Below are 22,203 nucleotides of genomic sequence, written 5' to 3' on the forward strand. Positions count from 1 at the left end.
CTGTCGCCCGGGCCCGGGCGTTCGAGACGCGGGCCGGACGGAGTCTGCTGCTCGACTTCAATTCGGTCACCCCTTGGGAGGGGCGGTGGCGGTCTGCGTTCCAGCGGGGCCGAAGGGGTGGAACGTGGTGGACCGGTCGCGCATGCGGGGGGGAGGAGGACCTCTGGGCGGGAGACTGCACAGAGACGGTTCCCGGTGTGGAGGAGCAGGGTGGCGACGCGTTCCGGCAGGGCTCCTCTGGACGATGAGGAATTGGAGGTGGCCGCGGAGCGGCTCAAGGAGCGGATCTACGCGGCGATTACGATGATCGCGGTCGTAGTGGGGTTGTCCGCCACGCACGGCGTGGGGGTGCAGGGCGCGGCGTTGACGGTGGCGACCACCGCGCTCGGGTTGTGGCTCGCCACGCTGGTCGCCGACCAGCAGGCGCATCGGGTGCTCCACGAACGACTGGCCACTGGTCACGACCTGCGCAGGCTGCTCCACGTCAGCAGCCCGCTGCTGCTGTCCGCCGTCGGCCCGCTGGTGATGGTCGCGGCGGCGGCCCTGGGGGTCATGTCGCTGCACACCGGCCTGCTGACCGCCGCCGCCGTCGATGTCGGGGCGTTGTTCACCTGGGGCTGCCTGAGCGGGATCCGGATGGGGAGCGGTGTGCTTGCCGGAGTGCTGGCCGGCGCGATCGACGCCCTCATCGGTGTCGCGGTGGCCCTGGTAAAGCTGACGGCAGGGCACTGACTCACCGTCCGTTGCGCAGCGCGAGGTGGCTTACGGCTCTGCTCCACGTCGTGATGTACGCACTCGGAGCCCCACATCCCCAGGAATACGTGAGTCAAGGCCGGAGCGCCGTCCGGGCAGCTCCGGCCCGGACAGCGAACCGGGTTCTGTCCCAGAAAGTTGAGCCCCTTCTTCAGCGCGTGCCGGGCTTTCACGGTCTGAGGCGGCCCGAAGAAGCGCTCGGCGTTCGCGAACGCCGAGCGCCTATTGCTCGAAGCAGGGGCCAAGGTCTACGTCTGCGGTGACGGCCGGTACATGGCGCCCGGCGTCCGCGACGCCTTCCGGGACCTGTACGTGAAGCGCGCCCCCGGTGCCGACGGCTCGGCCGCCGAGGACTGGCTGCGGCACCTGATGGACCAGGGCCGCTACATCGAGGACATCCAAGCCGGCTGATCTCCCCTTTCGTTGTGCCGGGCCTGGTGCTACGAGCTCGGACCGGCACGCGAGCCGCGTACGACGCCGCCACCCCGCTCGGTGACCTGCGCACCCTCGCCCCGCCGGTTCGCTTCTCCGCCACCCCGCCCCGCTGGCGGAACCCCATCCCGGTGCCCCGGGGCACCAGCCGCCCCGAGTGGCTCCCCGCTTCCTGAACCTGGCGTCGAACCGTGGGCAGCCGGGTGTGCCAGGGGCCGAACTCGTTGTCGGCGTAGCCGAGATCGCGGGCCGCCCGTGTCCGGGCCGAGTTCGGCGAGGGCGCCGGACACCTTGTAGCCGACGACCAGCCTCCCCGTTACGCCACGGTGCGCACCCTGTCGTACAGGACCGCGTCGTGGGCGTTGACGATCACGAGGTCGGATTCGGCTCGCCGGTTCAGCTCGGCGAGTCGGGCGTGGTTGTCGCGGACCTTCTTCCGGTCGTACGCGATGACCGCCTCCATCGCGCGCAACGAGCCGGGGATGGGGGTGCGGCCGTCCAGCGTGCCGTGGTGGTAGAAGGCGTCGCCGGCGTGCAGCAGCCAGTGGGTGCCGGTGTCGACCGCCACGGCTGCGTGGCCGCGGGTGTGGCCGGGGAGGGAGACCAGGACGATGCCGGGAGCGATGGCGTCGAGTTCCCGGGCCGCGGCGAATCCGCGCCACTGGTCGCCGTCGGGGCTGTGCTCGACGAGCTTGGGACCGTGCGCCCATTGGGGCTGCTGGTAGCGGATCCGTTCCCGCCAGGAAGGGGAGTGGACGGCCCCGAGCGCCTCGGCCGCGGTGACGTGGACCTGGGCGTGTGGGAAGTCGGAAAGGCCGCCGATGTGGTCGGCGTCGAAGTGGGTGAGGACGATGTGGCGGACGTCGTCCCGACGGAATCCGAGCCGTTCGACCTGGCGGGCGGCGGTTTCCTCGGCGTCGAGCACCGGTCGGACGAAGTGGCGTGCCGGTCCGATGCGCGGCTTGGGATCGGTGACGTCGTCGAGGCCGTATCCGGAGTCGACGAGGACCAGGCTGCTCGCGGTCTCGATCAGCAGGACGTGGCAGACGAGGCGGGCGCCGGGAGGGTGCATGGTGCCGCAGTTGAGGTGGTGGACTTTCACGTGAGGGGTGTCCTTGGAGGTGAGGGGGGAGGCACCGATCAGCTGGGCCGCCGCGGGGTCAGGGGCCGTGGGCCGGTTCCGTACGGCTGGGCAGTTCGAGCACGATCTTGCCGATGGCCTGGTTCGAGCGCATGTGGTCGGCGGCGGACACCTCCGCGAGCTCGTCGGGGGTGCGCCTGACCTGCCGGCCCGAGTCCCTGCCTCCTGAGGTGTCAGGTCGGCCAGGGGTCCGCCCGTTGACCTGGTACGGGCAGGGCCAGGGCGACTCCCGTGCGCTCGGCCTTGCGGGTCAGGAAGGTCATGGTCGTCGTGAAGTCGTCGAAGAAGGCGGGGAAGGGGCGCAGCGGACGGTCGAAGGGGCGGGTGAAGTCGTCCCAGTGGATGGGTACGACGCGTCGTGCGCCCGTGGCCGTGACCAGGCGGTCCCAGTACTCCTCCCGGAAAGCCTCGTTCTGCTTGCCGAGCGCGCCGATGCCGAGGTAGACGGTGTCGGCGCGGTGGCCGTCGAGGGCGCCGGGCAGGCTGTGGGCGCTGGCGTGGATGAGGAGTTCGCGTTCGCCGTGGCGGACGTGGAGGGTGTAGCAGTCGCCCGTCTTGTAGTCCGTGGCACGGGCCGGGGAGTGCAAGGGGCGGTCCAGCTGTCCGGGGGCCAGGTCGCCGGGGCTGTGCCGGGCGGGCAGGGCAGTGAGCCGGAAGCGGCCGATCGGCAACGGCTTGCCGATGGCGACGAGTTCGAAACGCTCGTCGGGGAAGTCATGGCCGCGGGCGATGTTGCGGGTCGAGGCGGAGCCGATGAGGCGGGCGCCGGTGGCGGCGGCCACTTCGGGAGCGTCCAGGGCGTGGTCGTAGTGGGAATGCACGACGAACACCGCGTCGAGGTGGCTGATGCCCGCGTGGCGCAGGGCCGCGGTGATACGGGCTCGCTCCGGCCGCACCCGGCCGAACCGGACACGCAGCAGGCCGGGGCGGCTGAAGAAGCCGTCGGTGAGAAGCGCGGTGTCACCGTCGTCGAGCAGGATCGTGGACACGCCGAGGAACATGCTGTGCGGTGCTCCCGGCCGCAGCGGCACGGGCGGTTCGTAAAGATGCGTCCACGGGGCGAGGCTGGGAGCCCGAAGCCCCCGCAGCATGGCCGCCATGCCCGGGCCACGGCCGGTCACGCGGCCACCTGCCGAGCGACGACGCGGCCGGCCCGGCGCCCGCAGACCGGGCAGCTGCCGAGCGCCTCGTACGCCGCGACGAACCGGGCGAAACCCGCTCCCGGGACGATGACGTTGAAGTCCATTCGCTTCCTCACTCAAGTGCCGTGCAGAAAAAGGGGGTTGGTGGACCGTCACCGTTACCGGCGGCCGAGGATCCGCTCCATCGCTTCCGTGAGTTCCTTGCCGCCGGCCGCTACCGCGGTGGCGGAGCGCCAGGCGACGTATCCGTCGGGGGGCTCTTCGGATGCAGCGACGGCGACGTACGCCGTTCCAACACCACGGTGGGCGTCTCGAAGCGCGAGCTCCAGCGTGGCCGCGAGTTCGACCGGCCGCAGCCCACGATGATCACCGGTTGCCGCGTCGCGAACGCCCGGGCAGGCGGCGCCACATGAGGGGCCATAAGAGGGGCTCCGTCCCAAAGCCTTTTGACTTATGCCGTAAGGATGGCGGCAGTAGAATGCTTATGGTGTAAGTCTGTCAAGGGCTGGTCGAGGGATGGAGTGGTGTCATCGATACCGCCGGAGGGGCCGGCGACCGTTGATCAGGTCCCTGTGGCGCGCCGGCTTCGACGTCCGCGACGAGGCCGTGGCCCGTCTCTCGCCGTTCGTGCGGCACCACATCAGCATGCTCGGCCGGTACTCCTTCCAGCTCCCCGACCTGCCCGGCGGGAGGCTTGGCCCCGAGGCACGCGTTCAGCAGGCGTCACCGGGTGACGCCTGCTGTGACGCTCCGACGGCCTTCCCGCCCATGTCACGGGTTGCCGTGCTGTCTCGTCTCAGGTCTCAGAGACAGACTCCGGAACCAGGAAGGTGATGGGCATGCGAGTGTTCGTGGCAGGCGGGACCGGGGTTTTGGGGCGGCGGCTGGTGCCGCAGCTCGCGGCCCGGGGCCACCAGGTGACGGCTACGACGACGAGCGCGGCCAAGCTGAACTTGCCGGCGCAGCTGGGCGCAGTTGGCGTAGTGATGGACGGGCTGGATGCGGTGTCGGTCGGTGAAGCGGTGGCCAAGGCCCGGCCGGACGTGATCGTGCACCAGATGACCGGAATTAGTCCCGCTCACGCCGGCAAGCCAGACCTGAAGCACTTTGACCGGTGGTCCGTCCCCACCATCCGGCTGCGCACCGAGGGGACGGATCACCTGCTGGCCGCGGCCGAGGCGACCGGCGTATCGCACTTCGTCGCGCAGGGCTACGCCAACTGGAACGGAATCCGCAAGGGCGGATGGGTGAAGACCGAGGAGGACCCGCTGGACCTGCACGAGGGGACGGCTGCGCACACGGGGATGGAGGCGCTCCGCCACGTCGAGGACGTGGTCGTCGGGGCTGGTGGTGTGGTCCTGCGATATGGCGGGTTCTACGGGCCGGGTGCCACCGACGATCAGGTCGAGCTCGTGCGCAAGCGGCAGTTCCCGCTGGTCGGGGACGGCACCGGCTACGGCTCGTGGGTGCATCTGGACGACGCGGCGAGCGCGACCGTCCTGGCCGTGGAGCAGAAGGCGAAGGGGGTGTTCAACATCGTCGATGACGAACCGGCCCCGGCCGGCGAGTGGCTGCCGTATCTGGCGGCGTGCGCGGGGGCGAAGCGGCCGATGCGGGTCGCCAAGTGGCTGGCCCGGCTACTGGCCGGGGAGGTGGTGGTGACGATGATGACCGAGGGGCGCGGCTTCTCCAACGCCAAGGCCAAGCGGGAGCTCGGCTGGGAGCTGCGCTATCCGTCGTGGCGGCAGGGCTTCGAGGAAGGGTTGGCTTGATCCGGGCCGAGGAGTTCGAGGAGGTGCGGCCGCTGCTGTTCTCGATCGCCACCGGATCCTCGGCAGCGTGAGCGAGGCCGAGGACGCGGTCCAGGAGACCGACTTGCCGACGAGCTCGATGTCGGCGCGGCGGCCGCGTTGTACGCGCTGAGTCGGTTGGCAGGGGACGGCTTGGTCCGACGCGATGCGACAGAGCCGAATGATTTTGAGCCCCGCGGTCCGTGGACCGCGGGGTACGGTCACCGGACGGCGTGGGTGCCGGGCGCGTGGCCGACCGGGGCCGCGACATGTGCGGCGGCCGCGGTGCCGGGGAAGGTGCAGGGCTTGCCGTTCAGTGTGAAGTCCTGTGGCGCGGGGTTGGTGCCGGTGTAGGCGCCGTTGAAGCCGATGGTGGTGGAGCCGCCCGTGGCGAGGGCGGCGTTCCAGCCGGCGTCCTTGACGGTCACCCCGGTGCCGCTCTGGCTCCAGGTGCCGTTCCAGCCCTGGGTGACCTTCTGATTGCCGGTGAAGGAGAAGCCGAGCTGCCAGCCGCTCAGCGCGGGGCCCTTGTTGGTGATCGTGACGGTGGCCGTGAAGCCGGTGCCCCAGTCGTTGCTCAGCCGGTAGTCGACCGTGCAGGCGGAGGCCGGGGCCGCCGCGGTGGTCACCTGCACCGGGGCCGACGGCGGGGAGCTACGGCCCGCGGTGTCCTTCGCCACGACGCGGAAGGTGTAGGCGGTGGCCGGGGACAGTCCGGTGACGGTGGCGCTCGTGGCGGGGGCGTCGACCGTGGCGACCGGGGCGGTGCCCGCGGGGTCGCCCGAGTACACCTGGTAGCTCGCCACCGGGGACGACCCGGCGGTGGACGCGGTCCAGGCCAGGGTGGCCCGGTCCGAACCGACCGAGGTGGCGGCCGGGGTGCCGGGCGCGGTGGGCGGCTTCGCCTCGGAGGATCCGGCGGGCAGGACGTACTCGGTGATGGAGTACGCGGGGAAGGTGGCGCTGAAGCCGCCGCCGGTCAGCGGCTGGTCGGCCAGGTGCTTGATCGAGGTGACGTCGTCCTGGCCGTAGCGGTAGACCTGCGCGGAGCCGGCCGGCGCGGTGCTGCCGGTCACGGACACCGGAGCGGTCAGGTCACCGGTGGTCTTGTTGACGACCATCACGGTCAGCGCGTGGTCGCTGCTGCGCTCGGCCGCGTAGACCGAGAGTTTGTCCTGGTCGGCGCTGGCCGCCTGGACGGCGGTGTCGCCGAAGGAACCGCCGTTGCCGTCGTAGTTCCGGAACATGCGGAAGGCGTAGGCGCCGGGGTCGGTGGGCTTGGGCGGCGCCCACAGGGTCGCCAGGTCGAGTCCCTCCCGGCCGAAGATACCGAGCACGTCGGCCTGCGCGAGAGCTCCGTCGATGTGGTCCAGCGCGCCCCAGTTGTACTCGGTGATCGCGAGTTTGGTGCCCGGGTAGTTCTCGTCGACGAGGGAGCGCGTGCGCGGGATGAACTGGATGGGCTGGTTGATCCAGCTCTCGTCCACGTACGTGGGGTCCCACAGCTGCCGCGTGGAGCGCAGCCGCAGGGCCTGGGTGGCGGCGTCCTCGTTGCCGCTGAACACCCCGGACTGCTGCGGGTAGATGTGCTCGTCGAAGTAGTCCAGGATGCGGGTGCCGTGGCTCTGCTCGTAGGCCTTCATCTGCTGGAGGTACCAGGGAGCGAACTGCACTCCGCCGTGGGCCGCCCGGTCCGGGGGATTGGACCAGCAGTCGCCGCCCGTTTCGTTGCAGGTCTTCTGGTCGAGGCCGGAGTAGACCAGGGAGTTGAAGCCCCAGCCGACCGGGCCGAGGGTCTTCGCCCCCGGGTCGGCCTCCTTGATCGCGGCAGCGGTCGCGTAGGTGCTGTCGCGGATTTCGTCGTAGCCGGGGCCGGCCGGGTGCACGTCCCGATGGGTGCTCCACCACAGGTCGGGCTCGTTGTCGAGGTTGTAGAAGCGCACCCCGCCGTTGTCGGCGGTGCCGTACTTGCCGTCCAGGTACTGCACCCAGCCCTTGCTGAATTCCGGGCCGGCGGCGACGCTGGTCTCGGCCGGGTCGTTGCCGGTGACGTTCGTGCCGTCACTCTTCACGCCGTTGCCGCAGTCCGGACGCCACTGGGCGTCACTGCCCTGCTGGGGCCCGTACTTGGCGATACTGAAGCCGCAGGCCGCGTTACGGGCCGCGGTCGTCGAGCCGATCATCGGTACGGTCAGCAGAGTGTCGGAACCGGTCCGAATGTTCTGCTCGACGAACTTGTCGGCCTCCGAGCCGTCCGGCAGCGCGGCGGTGGCGTTGTCGTAGTACAGGTTCTCGAAGTACCAGTCCGCGCCCGCGTTGTAGGCGTCGAGCTTGTAGTTGTAGCGGGTCGTGGCGTTCCCGCCCCATCGCCGGACCGGCAGTCGCAACTCCTTGGCCAGCGACTCGTCGGCGAAGTTGATCCCGTAGACGTGCGGGTCGATCGTATGGCGCCCGGTGGTGGTGTCGACTGTGAGCGAGGGGCCGTCCGCGGCGGCTGAGGCGGCGGCAGGCCGCGCGCCCCCGTCCGGTAAGACGCCGGCCTCGCCGGGATCGGCCAAACCGGCACCGGCCACCAGCAGCGCTAAGGCAGCCGGCGCGGCTCTCGGAGTCATGCGCATGGTCTCCTCCTCAAGGCCATGCGACACGGCCCGGCCACGCCCGTGCGGCGGCGCGCGGGCGCACGGGCCATGGCACCGAGCGGGCAGTGCCGTACGGCCTGACGTGGGGAATGACGTGGGGAATGACGAGGGGGTGGAGCGAAACACGGTGAGCAGCTCGAAGCGGGGGAGCCTATGGGAGCGCTCCCATAGGCACATGTTCACGAGCTTCCGTGTCCATGTCAACCTCCGAGGCTGCCGCTACCGCTTCGTCCTCGCCAGTGGCCCGCGGCCGGCGCGTCCACCCGGAGGGTTTCCGGGCGAAGCCGCGTGGCTCGAAGCGGCATTGCGTGACCTGGGGGTAACCTCGCGCTGCCGCAGACCGATTCGTTTCCGAGCCGACTCAGGAGAAGATCCATTACCGAGTTGAAGCCCGGAGAGGCTGGGGCCGCTCCGGGAAACCAGCCTCAAGAGGCCGACCAGTTGGGGAACATGCTGCGTCGGCCCGAGTATCTGCGGGCGCTGGTGTTCTGCGGCCTGATCGGGATCCCGGTGTCGTTGGTCGCGTTCTGGTTTCTCGTCCTGCTCCACGAGCTGGAACATCTGATTTGGGTGGACTGGCCGCACCATCTCGGGTGGACGAATCCGCCATGGTGGTGGCCGCTTCCGCTGGCTCTGGTGTCGGGTGTGGTCGTCGGCCTGGTCGTCCTGCGGTTTCCCGGCAGAGGAGGACACATTCCGGCGTCGGGCCTGCATACGGGAGGGGCGTCGAAAGCCTCTGTTCCCGGTGTGGTCGTCGCCGCGTTGGCCAGCCTTCCGCTGGGCGCCGTGCTCGGGCCCGAGGCGCCCCTGATCGCCCTCGGTGGCGGGCTGGCGCTGGTTTTCCGGGATCTCGCACGCGCTCCCGCGACCGAGGCGAACCCGGCGCTGCTCGGTGCCGCCGGCTCCGCGGCGGCCATCTCCGCGATCTTCGGCAGCCCGCTCGTGGCGGCCGTGATTCTCATGGAAGTGGCCGGAGTGGGCGGGCCGCAGCTGTTCGCGGTGATGCTCCCCGTCCTGCTCTCCAGCGGAATCGGCGCCATCGTGTTCACCGGCTTCGGCCACTGGACCGGACTGAAGACCGGGAGCCTCAACATCGGACTGCCCGCTCCGCCCGTCCTCGACGCCGGGGACGTGCTGTGGTCGGCGCTGATGGCGGTCGCCATCGGGGCGGCCATCCACTGGGTCATCGTGGGCGGACGGATCGCGGCGCGCTTCGTGTCCGCACATCCATTGCGGAACACGGTGCTCTGCGCACTTGCCGCGGCCGGCTGCGCGGCGCTTTACGCGGTCGTCACCGGCCGTTCGCCGTCCGAGGTCTCCCTGTCCGGCCAGGCCACCCTGGCGCAGCTCGCCGCTCACCCGCACGCGTGGCCTGTCGGCAGTCTGGTGGCGGTCCTGGCGTTCAAGGCCGTCGCGTACGCGCTCTGCCTGGGAAGCCTTCGCGGCGGTCCGATCTTCCCCTCGCTGTTCCTGGGCGGCGCGCTGGGTGTCCTGCTCTCGCCGTTGCCGGGGCTCGGCGTCGTGCCGGCCATGGCGGCGGGCATGGCGGCCGCCTCCGCCGCCGCGCTCAGGCTGCCCGTCAGCTGTGTGGTGCTGATCGTGCTCATGGTGGGCAACTCGGGAACGGTGCCAGTGATCGCGCTCGCCGCCGTGTTGTCCTTCGTGACCGCCGAGTTGCTGCCTCAGGGGCCGGCGATCCCGGCGTTCAGTGGCCGAGCCCGTCGAGCGCCTCGTCCAGCGTCGTCGCGGCCATGATGAGGGAGAGATGGGTGAAGGCCTGGGGGAAGTTGCCGAGTTGCTCCCCGCTGGGGCCGATCTCCTCGGCGAACAGGCCGACATGGTTCGCGTACGTCTGCATCTTCTCGAAGGTGTAGCGGGCCTGGGGGAGGCGTCCGGCGCGGGCGAGGGCGTCGACGTACAGGAACGTGCACAGGCTGAACGTTCCTTCGGAGCCACGCAGTCCGTCGGGGGAGGCCTCGGGGTCGTAGCGGTAGACGAGGCTGTCGGAGACGAGGACGCGGTCCATGGCGTCGAGGGTGTTGAGCCAGCCGGGGCTCCGGGGGGCGATGAATCCGACGCGGGGGGCGAGCAGCAGGGAGGCGTCCAGGACGTCGCCGCCGTAATGCTGGACCAGGGCCTGCTCCTTGTCGTTCCAGCCGCGCTCCATGACCTCTTCGAGGATGGCGTCCCGGGCCTGGGTCCAGCGCACGGTGTCGGCCGGCCTGCTGAACGTGGCCGCCAGCTTCAGGCCGCGGTCGAAGGCGGCCCAGCACATCACCCGGCTGTAGGTGAAGTCCTTGCGTCCGCCCCGGGTCTCCCAGATGCCTTCGTCGGGCCGGTCCCAGGAGTCGACGAGCCAGTCCAGGGTGCCGGCCAGGGCCTTCCACCCGTGATAGCCCGTCTGTTCGCCGATCTCGCGGCCCTCGGCCAGGGCATAGAGGGCCTCGCCGTAGATGTCGAGCTGCAGCTGGTCGGAGGCGGCGTTGCCGGCCCGGACCGGGTAGGAGCCGCGGTAGCCCTCGAAGTGCTCCAGGATCTCCTCCGTCAGATGAGGGTCGCCGTCGACCCGGTACATGATCTGGAGGGGTTCGTCGTCCGGTCCCTCGCGGGCGGCCAGGCGGTCGCCGAGCCAGCGGGTGAAGCGGGTCGCCTCCTCCACGAAACCGAGGTCGAGCAGCGCCCGGACCGACAGGGAGCCGTCCCGCACCCAGGTGTATCGGTAGTCCCAGTTGCGCTCACCGCCGACCTGCTCGGGCAGTCCCATGGTGGCGGCGGCGACCGGCGCGCCCGTGGGCGCGTACGTGAGGAGCTTGAGGGTGATCGCGGAGCGGTGCACGATGTCCGTCCAACGGCCGTGGTAGCGCGAGGTGCGCACCCACTTGTGCCAGAAGTCGATGTTCTCCCAGAGCTCTTCGGTGATTCGGTCGGTGGTGGGTAGTGGCGGCATCTTCCCGCCCGGTGCGCACACGGTGAACACCACGGCCGCCGACTCTCCGCCGTTGAGGGTGATGGCGCCCCGGACGTCCTGCTCGTCCCGTTCGAGCGGGATGGTGCTCTGAAGGTAGGCAGTCGTCCCCGGGGCCCGGAACGTCGCCGTGTCGCCCGCCAGGTCGAGTTCGTGGGTGGCCCGCGCGTAGTCGAACCGTGGCCGGCATTCGAGGCGGAAGCGTACGGTGCCGCGCACTGTCCGTACGACACGCACCAGGCTGTGCCGGTCGGTCGCCGTCAGGCCCGGTAGCACCGGCATGTGGTCGATGATCTCGCCGACTCCGTCGGGTGACATGAAGCGGGTCACGACGACGGCGGTGTCCGGGTAGTAGAGCTGCCTCCAGGTCCCCTCGGGGTGCTCGGGCGCGAGGAGGAAATGGCCGCCGCCGTCGTGGTCGAGCAGGGAGGCGAAGATGCTGGGCGAGTCGAAGCGCGGTGCCGCGAACCAGTCGATCACGCCCTGGGACGACACCAGGGCAGCGGTCTGCAGGTCCCCGACGAGCCCGTGGTCGGCGATGGGCGGGTAGCGATGCATGGCGGTCTCCCTTTCAGGCGGCTTCAGCCGCCACGCGCCCCGTGCGGACGGCGTCGACGAGTGCCTGGTGGTCCTTCTCGTTCTGGTCGGCGTAGCGCTCGGTGAACGTCACCAGCGCCCGGTCGAAGGCGTCGCCTCCGCCCAGATACGCGGCGATGGCTATCCGGTCCCCCGATCTCGCGTGCGCGCGGGCCAGCGTGGCACCGCACAGCTCACCGAAGGCCCGCATTCCGGCCGGCACCATCGCCTCTGGCTCGGCGATGCCCTTCCAGTCCCGCAACTGCCGTACGTAGAAGTCCCGTTGGCGGCCGTTGATGCCGCCGACCCGTTCCCAGCCCAGGAAGATGTCGCTGGTGGCCTGCATGAGCCGCTGACCGGCGACCACGCGCTCCCCCTGCGTCCGGTAGCCGCCGGCACCGGCGTACGGCGCCAGCACCGACTGGTCGGCTTCCTTGGCCTGCAGGAGCAGGGGGTCCTCGTCGTCCCTGCCGAGCAGGAGCACGATCCAGCAGCGGGTGCCCACGCTGCCGACCCCGACCGCCTTGCGGGCCATGTCGGCCACCCGGTACTGCTCCAGCAGGAACCGCCGGTCCGACGGCAGGGTCCGGCCGTAACGTTCGAGCAGCCGGCGGATCCCCTTCTCCAGCGCGCCGCGTTCGACATCCGGAAGCAGGTCCTGCAGCGGCGTGATCAGCGGCGGGTCCGCGGTGATGCGGCGTTTCCCGTCGACGACGTGGGTGAGCTTGTCGAAGGCCTGGAGACTGTCCCGGGTGCGTGCCTTCGCCACCGCCTGAGACCAGCCGTCGCGGATCCCCGCGCTCGCCTCGTCGATGAAGTGGGCCCGCACCCACGCCTCGTCGAACTGGGCGTACCACACGGGGAGATTGCCCATACCGGCGAAACGCCGCATCCACTCGCGGTAGGACCGCACCGTCGCCCGCACGATGCCGGCCCGCTCCTTGGCGCTGAAGCCGTTCGCCCGGCCGGCGATGACGAAACTGGCGGACAGCCGCTTGACGTCCCACTCCCACGGGCCGGCCAGCGTCTCGTCGAAGTCGTTGATGTCGAACATCATGCGGCGCTCGGGCGAGGCCAGCAGCCGGAAGTTCAGCAGGTGCGCGTCGCCGCACAACTGCGCCCTGATCCCGGACCGGGGGGTGTCGGAGAGATCCCCGGCCATGATGGCGGCGGCCCCCCGGTAGAAGCGGAACGGCGACTCGGTCATCCTGCCGTAGCGGATCGGTACGAGCTCGGGCACCCGCACCGCCGACTGCGCCTCGATGATGTCCACCGGGTCGGGCCGCTTCTCCGTGGGAGCGAACTCGGCGTGGCTGGAGCGGGGTGCGGAAGACCGGGCGGTCTTGCCGAGTGCGGCCCGCTCCTGCGGCGTGCGGTGCCGGGTGTGGCCGTCGGCCGGGTGGTTGGACGTCATTCCAGCCGCTCCGCGATGTGGTCGCCGACACGCAGGGCGTTGGCGATGGCCGTCAGCGACGGATTGACCGCTCCGATGCTCGGGAAGAAGCTCGTGTCGACGACGTACAGGTTGTCGAGGTCGTGGGCCTTGCAGTTGACATCGAGGGCTGAGTCGGCGGGGTCATCGCCGAAGCGGACCGTGCCCGCCTGATGCGCGGTGGCGCCGATGGGCATGCCCTTGTGCAGGTAGATGCTGTGCGACAGGAGATGGTGTTCGTGCATGCCCAAGTGGCTGAGCATGCCCTGCAGTTTGTGCCGCAGACGCTTCAGCCCGGCGATGTTGTTCTTCTCGTCGAGGGCGAGGTGGATGCCGCCGTCTTTGTCCAGGGTGACGCGGTTGTCGGCGAGCGGCAGGTCCTCTCCGCACAGCCAGAAGTCGACCGCGTGGTGGGCGAGTACCTCGAATGGCATGTCGGGGGCGACGGCCCCGGCCCAGCGGGGCGCTTCGCCGTGGATCTGCTCGGAGTCGGACTTGCCGAGCATCTGGATGCCGCCGAGGGGATAGTCCCAGTCGTCGGACCCCAGGTACCAGTCGTGCAGTGCCAGGGTCTTCTGGAACTTGGTGTCGTTCGGTTCCTTGGACACGGCCATCAGGGCCAGGTTGTTGTGCCGCATATAGTTCCGGCCCACCACGTCCGAGCTGTTGGCCAGGCCCTGAGGATGCCGGTCATTGGCCGAACGCAGCAGCAGGACTGCGGAGTTGACGGCGCCACAGGCGACGACCACGATGTCGGCGCTGAACTCCACGGTGGAACCGTCCCCGTCCCCCACCGTCGCGACGACCGAGGTGACACTGCGGCCCGTCCCATCCGTTTCGAGGCGCCGCACGTCCGCATAGGTGACCATCTCGACGTTGGCGTGTTCGAGGGCGGGGTCCACACAGATGACCTGTGCGTCGGACTTCGCGCCGACCAGGCAGGGGAAGCCGTCGACGCGGTCGCAGCGGATACAGACGCTGGTGTGGGTGGCCCGGCCCCGGTCGTCCTGGGTGAGGTTCACCCCGATCGGGAGGTGGAAGGGGTGCAGCCCCTGCTTCTCCAGGTCGTGGCTGAGTTGCTGGATGCGCGGCTCGTGCTGGACCGGCGGGTAGGCGTACTGGGCGCTGGTGGGCCCCCCGGTCGGGTCTTCGCCGTGCCGGCCGTGGACGAGATAGAGGTGCTCGGCCTGCGTGTAGTACGGCTCGAGCTCCTCGTAACTCAGTGGCCAGGCGGGGGAGATGCCGTCGTGGTGGCGGAGTTCGCCGAAGTCCTCGGGGCGCATACGGAAGAGCGCGGCGCCGTAGAACTTGGTGTTGCCGCCCACGTAGTAATTGACCTCGGGCGGAAACTGGTTCCCGTGTTTGTCGTACCAGAACTCCGGAGCGCGGTATTTCCCCTTGACGAAGACCTCGGTGGAATCCCAGTTGTCGCGTTCTCGCGGCAGATAACCACCGCGTTCGAGAAGGAGGATCCGTTTCCCGGTGGGCGCCAGTCGGTGGGCGATCGTGCCACCGCCTGCACCGGTGCCAATAATGATGACGTCGTAGTGCTGAGCGTCGGGCATGGCCACCGTCCTCGGAACATGGTCCGGTCGTGCCGGGCGAAGGGGACATTTACCCCAACTATCAACGTAGCTCCGGGTGATATTTCCGGCGAGTTGGGCTAGTCGGGTGAGCCGAGGCGCCGGGACACGGCGGGTTCCCGCGCGATGACCGCACCGGCCGTGATGCCGACAGCCACGACGACGCAGAGTCCGATCAGCCACGACAGCAGGGTGAAGACCGCACCCAGCGAGCCGTACCGGTCCAGGCTGCGGTTGAGTGCGGCGGGTACGTACAGCTTGGCGATCACAGTCAGCGCGGTCATGGCCAGTCCGGTGAGGAGCGCACCGGGCAGCAGCGGCAGCCAGGGGACGCGCGCCGCCAGCAGCAGGTGCTGGGTCCACCACCAGACGCCCACCTGGGCGATCAGCAGAAGCGGCAGGCCCAGCCACAGCCCCGCGCCGAATCCGTCCCGCAGCGGTCCCTGCAGGGCGACCATGGCCAGCCAGGCCGCGATCCACACCGGCCATCTCCAGGCGGCGACCCGCGCGCCCGCACTCGGCATCCGCCAGGCACGCTGGCAGAGCCGCTGCATCGCACGGCTGCACGCGGTGGCGGAGATCAGCACCATCAGCCCGCTCACCACACCGGTGCTCTGCCGCAGGCTTTCGGGATTGGCCTGGAAGACCTTCTTCAGCTGCTGGTCGGCGGAGCCGTTGATGCCGAGGACGTCCTCCAACGAATTGATGATCTGGTTGCGTACCCCCTGCGGGGCGAAGGAGGCGACCAGGAAGAGCAGCGGAACGGCGGTCAGGAAGGCCTGAGCCGCCAGCCGCGTCGCGGAATCCAGCAGGTTCACCGCGATCAGGTGGGAGGTGAGGTGGGTGATCACCGGGAACCGCTCCTCGGCGGTGTTCCGCAGCCGCAGCAGCCGGGCCCGCAGACTCGCCGCCCGCGCGCGCAGGCGGCCCGCCCTGCCGCCCGTGGGCGAGCCGGATCCTCTGCCTGCGTGCATCCTGCTCCCCGGGTCGGGCCTGGGCTCCACGCCCCCGAGGCGTGCCCGCGCCACCAGGGTGCCGCCCGGGGCGGCCGACGGGCCTGCGGCGCGAGCGCCGTTGCGCCGTACGGGGGAACAGGCCACCAGTGGCGTTCCGAGCGGAACCGCGGATTTGTGGGTGCGGTCGGGGGCGGTGACGATGGGATCATGCGCGCTTCCGGCGCCACTGCGCGGCTCGCGAGGCCACGCGGGGGCAGCGATGGTCCTTGACCTGGTCCTCATCGGCCTGGCGATCGCCTTGAACCCGCTGCCGGTCACCGGATTCGTCCTGGTGCTGTCCGCACGCAACGGGATCTGGAAGGGGCTGGCCTTCATCCTCGCCTGGCTGGCCTGCTTCGTCGGGATCCTCGCCGTGGTGCTGCTCATGACCGGCGGGAAGCCGCCGCCGCCGAAGTCTCCGCCCTCCACGGCCGCGCTGGCCGCCAAACTGGCCATCGGCGTCGGACTCGTCTGGTACGCGGAGCACGCCCGCCGCAGGGCGGGCAAGCGGCACAAGTCCTCCGGGCTGCTGTCGAGGCTTGACCGGATCTCCCCGTGGATGGCCGCTGGGCTGGCGCTGTTCCTTCAGCCGTGGGGGTTGGTGGCCGCCGGTGCCGCCACGGTGGTGCAGGCCGACCTCTCCCATGCCGCCTCGTACGCCGCGTTGCTGGGCTACTGCCTGCTGGCCAGCTCCAGCCTGCTGACGATGGAGATCTACGCGACCTTCGCTCCCGGCTCGGCTCGCGTACGGCTCGGGAGGCTGCGCACGTGGCTGGAAGGCCATCAGGACCAGGCGATCGTGAGTCTGTCGCTGGTGATGGGGCTGTGGCTGGTGGGCAGGAGCATCTACCAGCTGACCGCCTGAGCCGGGTTGGTCCTCACAGGATCGCGAGGGGATTGACCGGGGAGCCGGTGGCCGCGGGCAGCCGGAGAGGGGCGATCACGCAGAGGAACGACCAGCGGCCTTCCCGCGCGCAGATCGGCGCGAGGTCCTCGAACCGCAGATAGTCGAGCAGATGCAGTCCCATCGCGTGGATGGCGAGCACATGCACCGGGAACGCGACCCCCTCCGCCGCGCTGGGCGCCGTGTCATTGTTGCCGTCACTGCCGAGTACAGCCACCTGCCGATCGGCCAGGAACTGCATGGCGGTCGGATGGAGTCCGGCACGCGCCCCGGCCGTGTCCCAGGGGCCCAGCTCCTCACGGCGCCGGCGGTGCCCGACCCGTACGAGGAGGATGTCGCCCCGGCCGACCCGGAGCCCCTGCCGTGCCTCGGCGCCGACGAGGTCCTCGGCCGTCACGTGCGATCCGGGTTCGAGCCAGGACACGCCGTGCACCCGGGGGATGTCGAGGAGGACCCCGCGTCCGACGATGCCGTCGCGGGCCAGTTCGACGGACAGGACGCTCGATCCGTCCGGCGACAGGACATCCGCCGCCGGTATGCCGCCGTGCAGCGTGCCCTCGTAGATGACGTGGCACAGCGCGTCGAGGTGACTGTCCACATCGCCGTGAATGTTCATGGCGAAGCGGTCCCGCGCGAATTCCAGGCCGCTTGAGCCGGGTTCGCCGCCGGCCGGAGCGGTGAGCCGGTGCTCGGCCGGATCGGCGTTGTCAGGTCCGCCGTGGGTGTTCACGGGGGCGGCGAGCGACACCGTACGTCCCGACCGCACCTCGCGGACGGCCGCCAGTACCTGTTCCTCGGTGATCGTGTCCAGGGCGCCCCGGCGGGAGGCGCTGCCGGGGGCCGTGCCTCGCAGATGTCGGTAGAGCGACCGGAAGTCGGCCTTGCTCAGCTCGTCGGACGTCCGCATGCCACCACCATCCGGCAGGTGCCGGGTTCCCGCACGCCGAGTTGCCGGGTTCAGGGACCGCACCGTTAATGGATGGGCGACCTGTCGGGGCAACAAGCCTGCGCACCGATACGCGGAGGTCCGGATGGACATGATCCATGTCCGAGCGGTGTGCCCGCCGGACCTCACGGAACGCACCATGGCCCTGCTGAGCGCCGAGCCGTGCGTCCTGAACCTGCTCCTGCAGACGGGCAGCGTTCGCAATCCCGACGGCGACGCCATTGAGTGTGACGTCCTGACCGGAGCCGCGAACGAAGTGCTGCGCGGACTGAGGGACCTCGGACTGGAACGCCGTGGCTCCATCATCCTCGCTCCGGTCGACATCGCGTTCTCGGAACGCGCGGCCAGGGCCGGGGCCGAGGAGCTCGGGGCCCAGGCACGCGCTCCGGTGTGGGAACAGGTGGAGGCCCGGATCCGGGCCGAGGGCAGGTACCCACCGAGCTTCTACCTCTTCCTGGTCATCGCCGGAGTCATCGGCGCGGTGGGCATCATCACCAACTCCCAGATCCTCATCGTCGCGGCCATGGTGGTCGGACCCGAGTACGGGGCCATCACCAGCGTCGCCCTCGGGATCGACCGCCGCTCCCGGCCGAGGATCCGGCAGGGTCTCATGGCCCTGCTCGTGGGCTTCCTGCTGGCCGTTGTCGCGACCTTCCTCTTCTCCCTCCTCGTCCGGGGCTTCGGGCTGCAACCGAAGGCCTTCGAGCTGGGAGTGAGGCCCGTCTCGAATCTGATCAACACCCCCAACTTCTTCTCGGCCGTGGTGGCGGTGCTGGCCGGGATCGTCGGCATCGTCTCGCTGGCCGAGGCCCGGACGAGCGCACTGCTCGGCGTCTTCATCTCGGTGACCACCATTCCGGCGGGGGCCGACATCGGGGTCTCGTGCGCGTTCGCCAGCTGGGGCGAGGCCTGGGGTTCCCTGCTCCAGTTGCTGCTCAACATCGTCGTACTGATCGTGGTCGGGACCGGCACGCTCAAGTGCCAGCGGGCGATCTGGCGGCGGGTGAGCGAACGCCGGCAGGGGCGTGCGGTCAGGCGGACGGCGTAGGAGCCGTGCCGGTGTCCAGGAACTCGCGGATCGCGAAGGCGACCAGCACGATCACCACCGTCCACACCACGACTGCCGTGGTCGGGTAGTTCCAGGCGAACAGGACGATCGCGGCGACCGCCAGGATCACGCCGCCGATCCACCGCTTGAAGCGGTGCACGAACCGGCCGACCGCACCCAGCGGTAGCCCCGCCGACAGGGCAACGTCACGCAGGGCGCCGATGCACCTGCGGCAGCCCGTACGGGTGAGGACGGCCACCCGGGACGGGCCGATCAGGAAGGCGCCGGCGGCCGTCACGAGGGCGAGCGCAGCCACCGCCCGCACGCCGGCGCGCAGGAACCTGACCAGCGAGTCGAACACCGCACCGGCGGCGGCCTCGGACGACCCGACGGGCAGATGGTCGAGGTAGATCGTCCGTGCGACGGCGAGCGTGACGCCCAGCAGCAGCATGGCGGCGAACACCCCCAGCGCGGCCCCGATCAGGGCCCGGCGGCGGTTGACGGCCAGGTACACGCCCACGGCGGCGATCAGCACGGCGATGATCGGGAGCCAGTTGCCGATGATCTGCAGCACCCTCAGATACGTCTTGATCTTGCCGACGTCTTTCGACGCGAAAACCACGAAGTCCGTGTGGATGGCCGGGATCCGAGCGGCCGGTTTGAAGCCGGCACTGACCAGTCGGTCCTTGACCTGGGCGACGATCGGTGCCACATCAATGGCGACCTGACCGTTCTTGATGGACACCGTACCGGTGGTGTTGCCCGTGAGGGCCTTGTCCAGGGCGGTGTGGGCCCTGCGGTTCGCGTCCACCCAGACGGTGTTGAAGGCACTGCTGGATACCACCCGCTGCACGGTGCCGCTGACCAGGCTCTTCAGGCCGCTCGTGATCGGGCCGCTCAGGTCGCCGAGCAGCTTGGCCGCCTTCGGCGGGGCACCCTTCTGCGCCGCCGCCTGCTCCAGCTCCTTGACCAGCGCCTCGACGTCGATCTGCGCCAGGACCGCCGTGGTGACCCGGTTGGTGACCGCTTTCTGCACATCCGGATTGCTCGCCAGCGGCCCGACCGTGGCGACGTAACGGTCCGTGTCCCGCACAATGCTGTTCGCCCAGACCGAGACGACGGCCAGCAGCGACAGCAGCGAGGCGAGGAGAATCAGCAGGACCGAACCCGTCGACCGGAGCCAGTGGTGCCCCGCGGCCCCCGGCGGCCCGGCGCTCTCCAGGGCGCTCACCCGGTGCCGCAGCTCGTCCAGCTCACCGCGTTCCCGTGCCGAGAGCTGCTGGTCGCCAGTCGGGCCTGCGGGGTGCTTGTCCGGGTCGGGTGGAGGTGCACTGCTGGTCATGGTCACAGGAGATCCGTACGGATCTGATCCCGCGACCCGGACGGGACCGGCGGGGTGACTACCGCACCGAGGTGCGGCGGCAACCGTCCGATGATGCAATGGAATTCGACGACGCGGGGGGATGCCGTGACCACCCAGGGGTGAAGCCGTGAGCGATGAATTCGTGGAGATGGGGCCGATCGACTATGTGGTCGTCGAATTTCCCGGTAACCGAATGACCGGCGAGGGATTTCCTCTGCTGGTCGATCTGGTGGACCGCGGCCTCATTCGGATCCTCGATCTGATGTTTGTCAGAAAGGAAAAAGACGGATCCGTGGTCGGCCTGGAAATCGCCGACCTCACCGGCGACGGAGCTCTGGACCTGGCCGTCTTCGAGGGCGCGTCCTCCGGCCTGCTGGGCCAGGACGACATCGAGGAGGCGGGCGCCGCCCTGGAGCCCGGCAACTCCGCCGGAATCCTGGTCTACGAGAACCTGTGGGCCGAGCCCTTCGCCACCGCCCTGCGACGCGGCGGCGCGCAGCTCGTAGCCTCCGGGCGGATCCCGGTGCCCGCCGTCCTGGCCGCGCTGGACGCGACGGACGCCGCTCAGCCGCCGACGACGTAGAAGCCCCGCCACGGCAGGTGGCCCGGCACGACGCTCCGCGGCCGTGCTGGAGGAATGCGGGCCTGCACTCGCAGCAACGGCTGCGCGACGCGCCTCGGCGTCATCTGAAGAACGGCCAGTTGGCGCACGCGGCTGCCGTCCGGGAGCGCGGGAGGCATCGCGGTGACGGAAGCCCAAGTGCTCGTGGGCCTCGGCCTGATCGTCGTACTGGCCGTCGGCTCGCAGGTCGTGGCGAGCCTTCTGCGCATCCCCGCGCTGATCGTTCTGCTGCCCGTCGGATTCACCGCCGGCGCATTGACGGACGACGTCAACCCCGAGCGGCTCCTGGGCAGCACCTTCTCCCCGCTGGTCTCGCTGGCTGTCGCGGTGATCCTCTACGATGCCGGGCTCGGCCTGGACTTGAAGAGGTTCCGGGCACACACGCGCCGGGTCGTGGTGCGGTTGATCGGGTTCGGTGTGCTGTTCACCTGGGCTTCGGCGGCCCTTGTGGCCATACCGCTCCTCGGGATGTCACAGGGCGCGGCCGTGATGCTCGGAGCGATCCTCGTCGTGTCCGGGCCTACTGTTGTCGGCCCGCTGCTCAACTTCGTCCGACCCACGGAGCGGTTGCAGCGGATCCTCATCTGGGAGGGGACGCTGATCGATCCGGTGGGCGGCATCCTGGGCGCGCTGGTCTTTCACGGCGTCACGGCCGGAGGGCACAGCGGCTTCGCAAGCCAGATCGGGCACTTCGCCGTCAGCACGGCGGTAGGCGTCGTGGGGGGCGTCGCCGGAGCGGCCGTCCTGACGGTGGCGCTGCGCAGGCTCCGGCTCGGAGAGGTGCTCGGCACCACCGTGCAGCTCGCCATGGTGGTCGGTGTGGCGGCCGCCTGCGACGCGTTCCGGGACGACACGGGACTCATCGCCGCCGTCCTCATGGGGCTGGCGGTGGCGAACCTGCCCGGCCAGGACGTCGTCGCCCGGAGGCCGTTCTTCGAGACCCTCGTGAATCTGGTCATCGGACTGCTGTTCATTTCCATCTCGGCCACCGTCAGCCCCGAGTCCCTGCGGCATGTGCTGCTGCCGACGCTGGGACTGGTGGCGGTCCTCGTCCTGGTGACACGGCCACTTGTGGCGGCCCTGTCAGCACTGAGGACCGATCTGACGGCCGGAGAACGGGGGCTCCTCGGGTGGATGGCGCCACGCGGGATCGTGGCCGCGGCCACCGCCTCGACGTTCTCGGCCACGCCGGCCGACCAGGGGATCGGTGGCGCTGCGAAGATCCTGCCGACCACGTTCCTGGTGATCGTGGCCACCGTCACGCTGTACGGGCTGAGCGCGATGCCCGTGGCGAGACGGCTGGGCGTGGTGCGCTCGGCGCGGTCCAGGCCGTTGCTTGTGGGCGGGGATCCCTGGGTGGTCGACCTGGGGCGGGCCCTGCGATCGGTGGGGCTGGACGTGGTCATGTGGGCAGGGCACGAGGCGGAGCGCGCCAGCATCAGGGCCGCCGGGATCGAACTCGCCCCAGGAGAGTTGTTCGCCGCGGCCACGGGTGCCGGCGCGGAGCTCGAGGGCCTCACCGGGGTCCTGCTCCTCACCGGCGAGGACGACTTCAACGCGCTGGCGTCCATGAACCTCGAGGGCAGCGTCGAGGGCACGGTCTACCGTCTGGGGCCGCCTACGGAGAGCCAGGGCGTCATCGCCCCCTACACAGGTGGCGAGGTACTCTTCGATCCGGAACTGACCGGACCCGAACTGGCGCGCCGCTATGCCCGGGGCGCCCGCGTCGTGACGCATCGGGTCGAGAGGTCCGTCCCGGCCGGACACACCATGCTGTTCCTGGTACGTGGTGACGGCCGGCTGCTTCCCGTCACCCGTACCGGCGGTCCGACGCCGCAGACCGGAGACGTCGCCGTACTCCTGAGTGCCTGA

20 protein-coding genes are annotated in these 22,203 nt (G+C 70.1%); 9 read left to right on the forward strand and 11 right to left on the reverse strand.

Annotated features, from left to right (window positions below):
• Positions 1-210 precede the first annotated feature (210 nt).
• From ACZ4WS_RS27325 to ACZ4WS_RS27335, 3 genes are all read left to right on the forward strand, one after another.
• Positions 211-732 (forward strand): hypothetical protein, encoded by a 522-nt coding sequence (locus ACZ4WS_RS27325; RefSeq protein WP_467984320.1) that lies wholly within the window; start codon positions 211-213, stop codon positions 730-732.
• A 246-nt stretch (positions 733-978) separates the two neighbouring features.
• The gene (locus ACZ4WS_RS27330; protein WP_467984321.1) at positions 979-1,164 is read left to right on the forward strand and encodes a hypothetical protein; all 186 of its coding nucleotides are present in this window, start codon (positions 979-981) and stop codon (positions 1,162-1,164) included.
• A 14-nt stretch (positions 1,165-1,178) separates the two neighbouring features.
• Entirely contained in the window at positions 1,179-1,361 is a 183-nt protein-coding gene (locus tag ACZ4WS_RS27335) for a hypothetical protein (protein ID WP_467984323.1), read from the forward strand.
• A gap of 140 nt (positions 1,362-1,501) precedes the next feature.
• Here the strand turns inward: ACZ4WS_RS27335 and ACZ4WS_RS27340 are convergent, their stop codons facing one another.
• The 3 genes from ACZ4WS_RS27340 to ACZ4WS_RS27350 form a co-directional block, all read right to left on the reverse strand.
• On the reverse strand, positions 1,502-2,287 hold the full coding sequence (locus ACZ4WS_RS27340) for an MBL fold metallo-hydrolase (RefSeq protein WP_467984325.1): 786 nt from the start codon (positions 2,285-2,287) through the stop codon (positions 1,502-1,504).
• A gap of 212 nt (positions 2,288-2,499) precedes the next feature.
• Complete coding sequence (locus ACZ4WS_RS27345) at positions 2,500-3,447, reverse strand: MBL fold metallo-hydrolase (protein ID WP_467984327.1); 948 nt, start codon at positions 3,445-3,447, stop codon at positions 2,500-2,502.
• Positions 3,444-3,572 carry a hypothetical protein gene (locus ACZ4WS_RS27350; RefSeq protein WP_467984329.1) on the reverse strand — a complete coding sequence of 43 codons (129 nt, stop codon included), beginning with the start codon at positions 3,570-3,572 and terminating at the stop codon, positions 3,444-3,446. Before ACZ4WS_RS27350 ends, ACZ4WS_RS27345 begins: the two co-directional genes overlap by 4 nt.
• A gap of 729 nt (positions 3,573-4,301) precedes the next feature.
• On the opposite strand from ACZ4WS_RS27350, the gene ACZ4WS_RS27355 reads away from it, so the two are divergent.
• Complete coding sequence (locus ACZ4WS_RS27355) at positions 4,302-5,240, forward strand: NAD-dependent epimerase/dehydratase family protein (protein WP_467984330.1); 939 nt, start codon at positions 4,302-4,304, stop codon at positions 5,238-5,240.
• A 239-nt stretch (positions 5,241-5,479) separates the two neighbouring features.
• Here ACZ4WS_RS27355 and ACZ4WS_RS27360 read toward each other — a convergent pair whose 3' ends face one another.
• Positions 5,480-7,876: a glycoside hydrolase family 44 protein gene (locus tag ACZ4WS_RS27360; protein WP_467984332.1), complete on the reverse strand. Its 2,397-nt coding sequence runs from the start codon at positions 7,874-7,876 to the stop codon at positions 5,480-5,482.
• A gap of 471 nt (positions 7,877-8,347) precedes the next feature.
• Here ACZ4WS_RS27360 and ACZ4WS_RS27365 point away from each other — a divergent pair, with 471 nt between their 5' ends.
• Entirely contained in the window at positions 8,348-9,652 is a 1,305-nt protein-coding gene (locus tag ACZ4WS_RS27365) for a chloride channel protein (protein WP_467984335.1), read from the forward strand.
• Here ACZ4WS_RS27365 and ACZ4WS_RS27370 read toward each other — a convergent pair.
• The 4 genes from ACZ4WS_RS27370 to ACZ4WS_RS27385 form a co-directional block, all read right to left on the reverse strand.
• Positions 9,603-11,420: a glycoside hydrolase family 15 protein gene (locus ACZ4WS_RS27370; protein ID WP_467984336.1), complete on the reverse strand. Its 1,818-nt coding sequence runs from the start codon at positions 11,418-11,420 to the stop codon at positions 9,603-9,605. The genes ACZ4WS_RS27365 and ACZ4WS_RS27370 overlap by 50 nt on opposite strands.
• Positions 11,421-11,433: 13 nt before the next feature.
• Positions 11,434-12,852 carry a DUF2252 domain-containing protein gene (locus ACZ4WS_RS27375; protein WP_467984338.1) on the reverse strand — a complete coding sequence of 473 codons (1,419 nt, stop codon included), beginning with the start codon at positions 12,850-12,852 and terminating at the stop codon, positions 11,434-11,436.
• Positions 12,849-14,435: a GMC oxidoreductase gene (locus tag ACZ4WS_RS27380; protein ID WP_467984340.1), complete on the reverse strand. Its 1,587-nt coding sequence runs from the start codon at positions 14,433-14,435 to the stop codon at positions 12,849-12,851. The genes ACZ4WS_RS27375 and ACZ4WS_RS27380 overlap by 4 nt, the downstream gene beginning before the upstream one ends.
• 98 nt (positions 14,436-14,533) lie before the next feature.
• The gene (locus ACZ4WS_RS27385) at positions 14,534-15,427 is read right to left on the reverse strand and encodes a YhjD/YihY/BrkB family envelope integrity protein (RefSeq protein ID WP_467984341.1); all 894 of its coding nucleotides are present in this window, start codon (positions 15,425-15,427) and stop codon (positions 14,534-14,536) included.
• Positions 15,428-15,668: 241 nt separating this feature from the next.
• Between ACZ4WS_RS27385 and ACZ4WS_RS27390 the strand changes: the two genes are divergently transcribed.
• Positions 15,669-16,313, forward strand: coding sequence for a GAP family protein (locus tag ACZ4WS_RS27390; protein ID WP_467984343.1), 645 nt, complete (start codon positions 15,669-15,671; stop codon positions 16,311-16,313).
• A gap of 13 nt (positions 16,314-16,326) precedes the next feature.
• Here the strand turns inward: ACZ4WS_RS27390 and ACZ4WS_RS27395 are convergent, their stop codons facing one another.
• On the reverse strand, positions 16,327-17,259 hold the full coding sequence (locus ACZ4WS_RS27395) for a cyclase family protein (RefSeq protein WP_467984344.1): 933 nt from the start codon (positions 17,257-17,259) through the stop codon (positions 16,327-16,329).
• A 124-nt stretch (positions 17,260-17,383) separates the two neighbouring features.
• On the opposite strand from ACZ4WS_RS27395, the gene ACZ4WS_RS27400 reads away from it, so the two are divergent.
• A complete protein-coding gene (locus tag ACZ4WS_RS27400) occupies positions 17,384-18,346 on the forward strand; it encodes a DUF389 domain-containing protein (RefSeq protein WP_467984345.1) in 963 nt (320 codons plus the stop codon).
• Here ACZ4WS_RS27400 and ACZ4WS_RS27405 read toward each other — a convergent pair.
• Positions 18,330-19,688: a hypothetical protein gene (locus ACZ4WS_RS27405; protein ID WP_467984346.1), complete on the reverse strand. Its 1,359-nt coding sequence runs from the start codon at positions 19,686-19,688 to the stop codon at positions 18,330-18,332. The two genes, ACZ4WS_RS27400 and ACZ4WS_RS27405, sit on opposite strands and share 17 nt — an antisense overlap.
• 148 nt (positions 19,689-19,836) lie before the next feature.
• Between ACZ4WS_RS27405 and ACZ4WS_RS27410 the strand changes: the two genes are divergently transcribed.
• Positions 19,837-20,292, forward strand: coding sequence for a DUF6325 family protein (locus tag ACZ4WS_RS27410; protein ID WP_467984347.1), 456 nt, complete (start codon positions 19,837-19,839; stop codon positions 20,290-20,292).
• On the opposite strand, the gene ACZ4WS_RS27415 is transcribed toward ACZ4WS_RS27410, so the two are convergent.
• Entirely contained in the window at positions 20,274-20,450 is a 177-nt protein-coding gene (locus tag ACZ4WS_RS27415) for a hypothetical protein (protein WP_467984348.1), read from the reverse strand. The two genes, ACZ4WS_RS27410 and ACZ4WS_RS27415, sit on opposite strands and share 19 nt — an antisense overlap.
• A 4-nt stretch (positions 20,451-20,454) precedes the next feature.
• On the opposite strand from ACZ4WS_RS27415, the gene ACZ4WS_RS27420 reads away from it, so the two are divergent.
• Positions 20,455-22,203 (forward strand): cation:proton antiporter, encoded by a 1,749-nt coding sequence (locus tag ACZ4WS_RS27420; protein WP_467984350.1) that lies wholly within the window; start codon positions 20,455-20,457, stop codon positions 22,201-22,203.

The sequence above is a fragment of the Streptomyces sp. NPDC029292 genome, assembly GCF_055569295.1.

Excerpts from the sequence above, each read along its gene's own strand:
- ACZ4WS_RS27370 (WP_467984336.1), bottom strand. The coding sequence starts at position 11,420 with ATGCATCGCTACCCGCCCATCGCCGACCACGGGCTCGTCGGGGACCTG.
- ACZ4WS_RS27380 (WP_467984340.1), bottom strand. The coding sequence starts at position 14,435 with ATGCCCGACGCTCAGCACTACGACGTCATCATTATTGGCACCGGTGCA.
- ACZ4WS_RS27360 (WP_467984332.1), bottom strand. The coding sequence starts at position 7,876 with ATGCGCATGACTCCGAGAGCCGCGCCGGCTGCCTTAGCGCTGCTGGTG.
- ACZ4WS_RS27390 (WP_467984343.1), top strand. The coding sequence starts at position 15,669 with ATGGTCCTTGACCTGGTCCTCATCGGCCTGGCGATCGCCTTGAACCCG.
- ACZ4WS_RS27365 (WP_467984335.1), top strand. The coding sequence starts at position 8,348 with ATGCTGCGTCGGCCCGAGTATCTGCGGGCGCTGGTGTTCTGCGGCCTG.
- ACZ4WS_RS27395 (WP_467984344.1), bottom strand. The coding sequence starts at position 17,259 with ATGCGGACGTCCGACGAGCTGAGCAAGGCCGACTTCCGGTCGCTCTAC.
- ACZ4WS_RS27350 (WP_467984329.1), bottom strand. The coding sequence starts at position 3,572 with ATGGACTTCAACGTCATCGTCCCGGGAGCGGGTTTCGCCCGGTTCGTC.
- ACZ4WS_RS27415 (WP_467984348.1), bottom strand. The coding sequence starts at position 20,450 with ATGCCTCCCGCGCTCCCGGACGGCAGCCGCGTGCGCCAACTGGCCGTT.
- ACZ4WS_RS27385 (WP_467984341.1), bottom strand. The coding sequence starts at position 15,427 with ATGCACGCAGGCAGAGGATCCGGCTCGCCCACGGGCGGCAGGGCGGGC.
- ACZ4WS_RS27400 (WP_467984345.1), top strand. The coding sequence starts at position 17,384 with ATGGACATGATCCATGTCCGAGCGGTGTGCCCGCCGGACCTCACGGAA.
- ACZ4WS_RS27355 (WP_467984330.1), top strand. The coding sequence starts at position 4,302 with ATGGGCATGCGAGTGTTCGTGGCAGGCGGGACCGGGGTTTTGGGGCGG.
- ACZ4WS_RS27375 (WP_467984338.1), bottom strand. The coding sequence starts at position 12,852 with ATGACGTCCAACCACCCGGCCGACGGCCACACCCGGCACCGCACGCCG.
- ACZ4WS_RS27405 (WP_467984346.1), bottom strand. The coding sequence starts at position 19,688 with ATGACCAGCAGTGCACCTCCACCCGACCCGGACAAGCACCCCGCAGGC.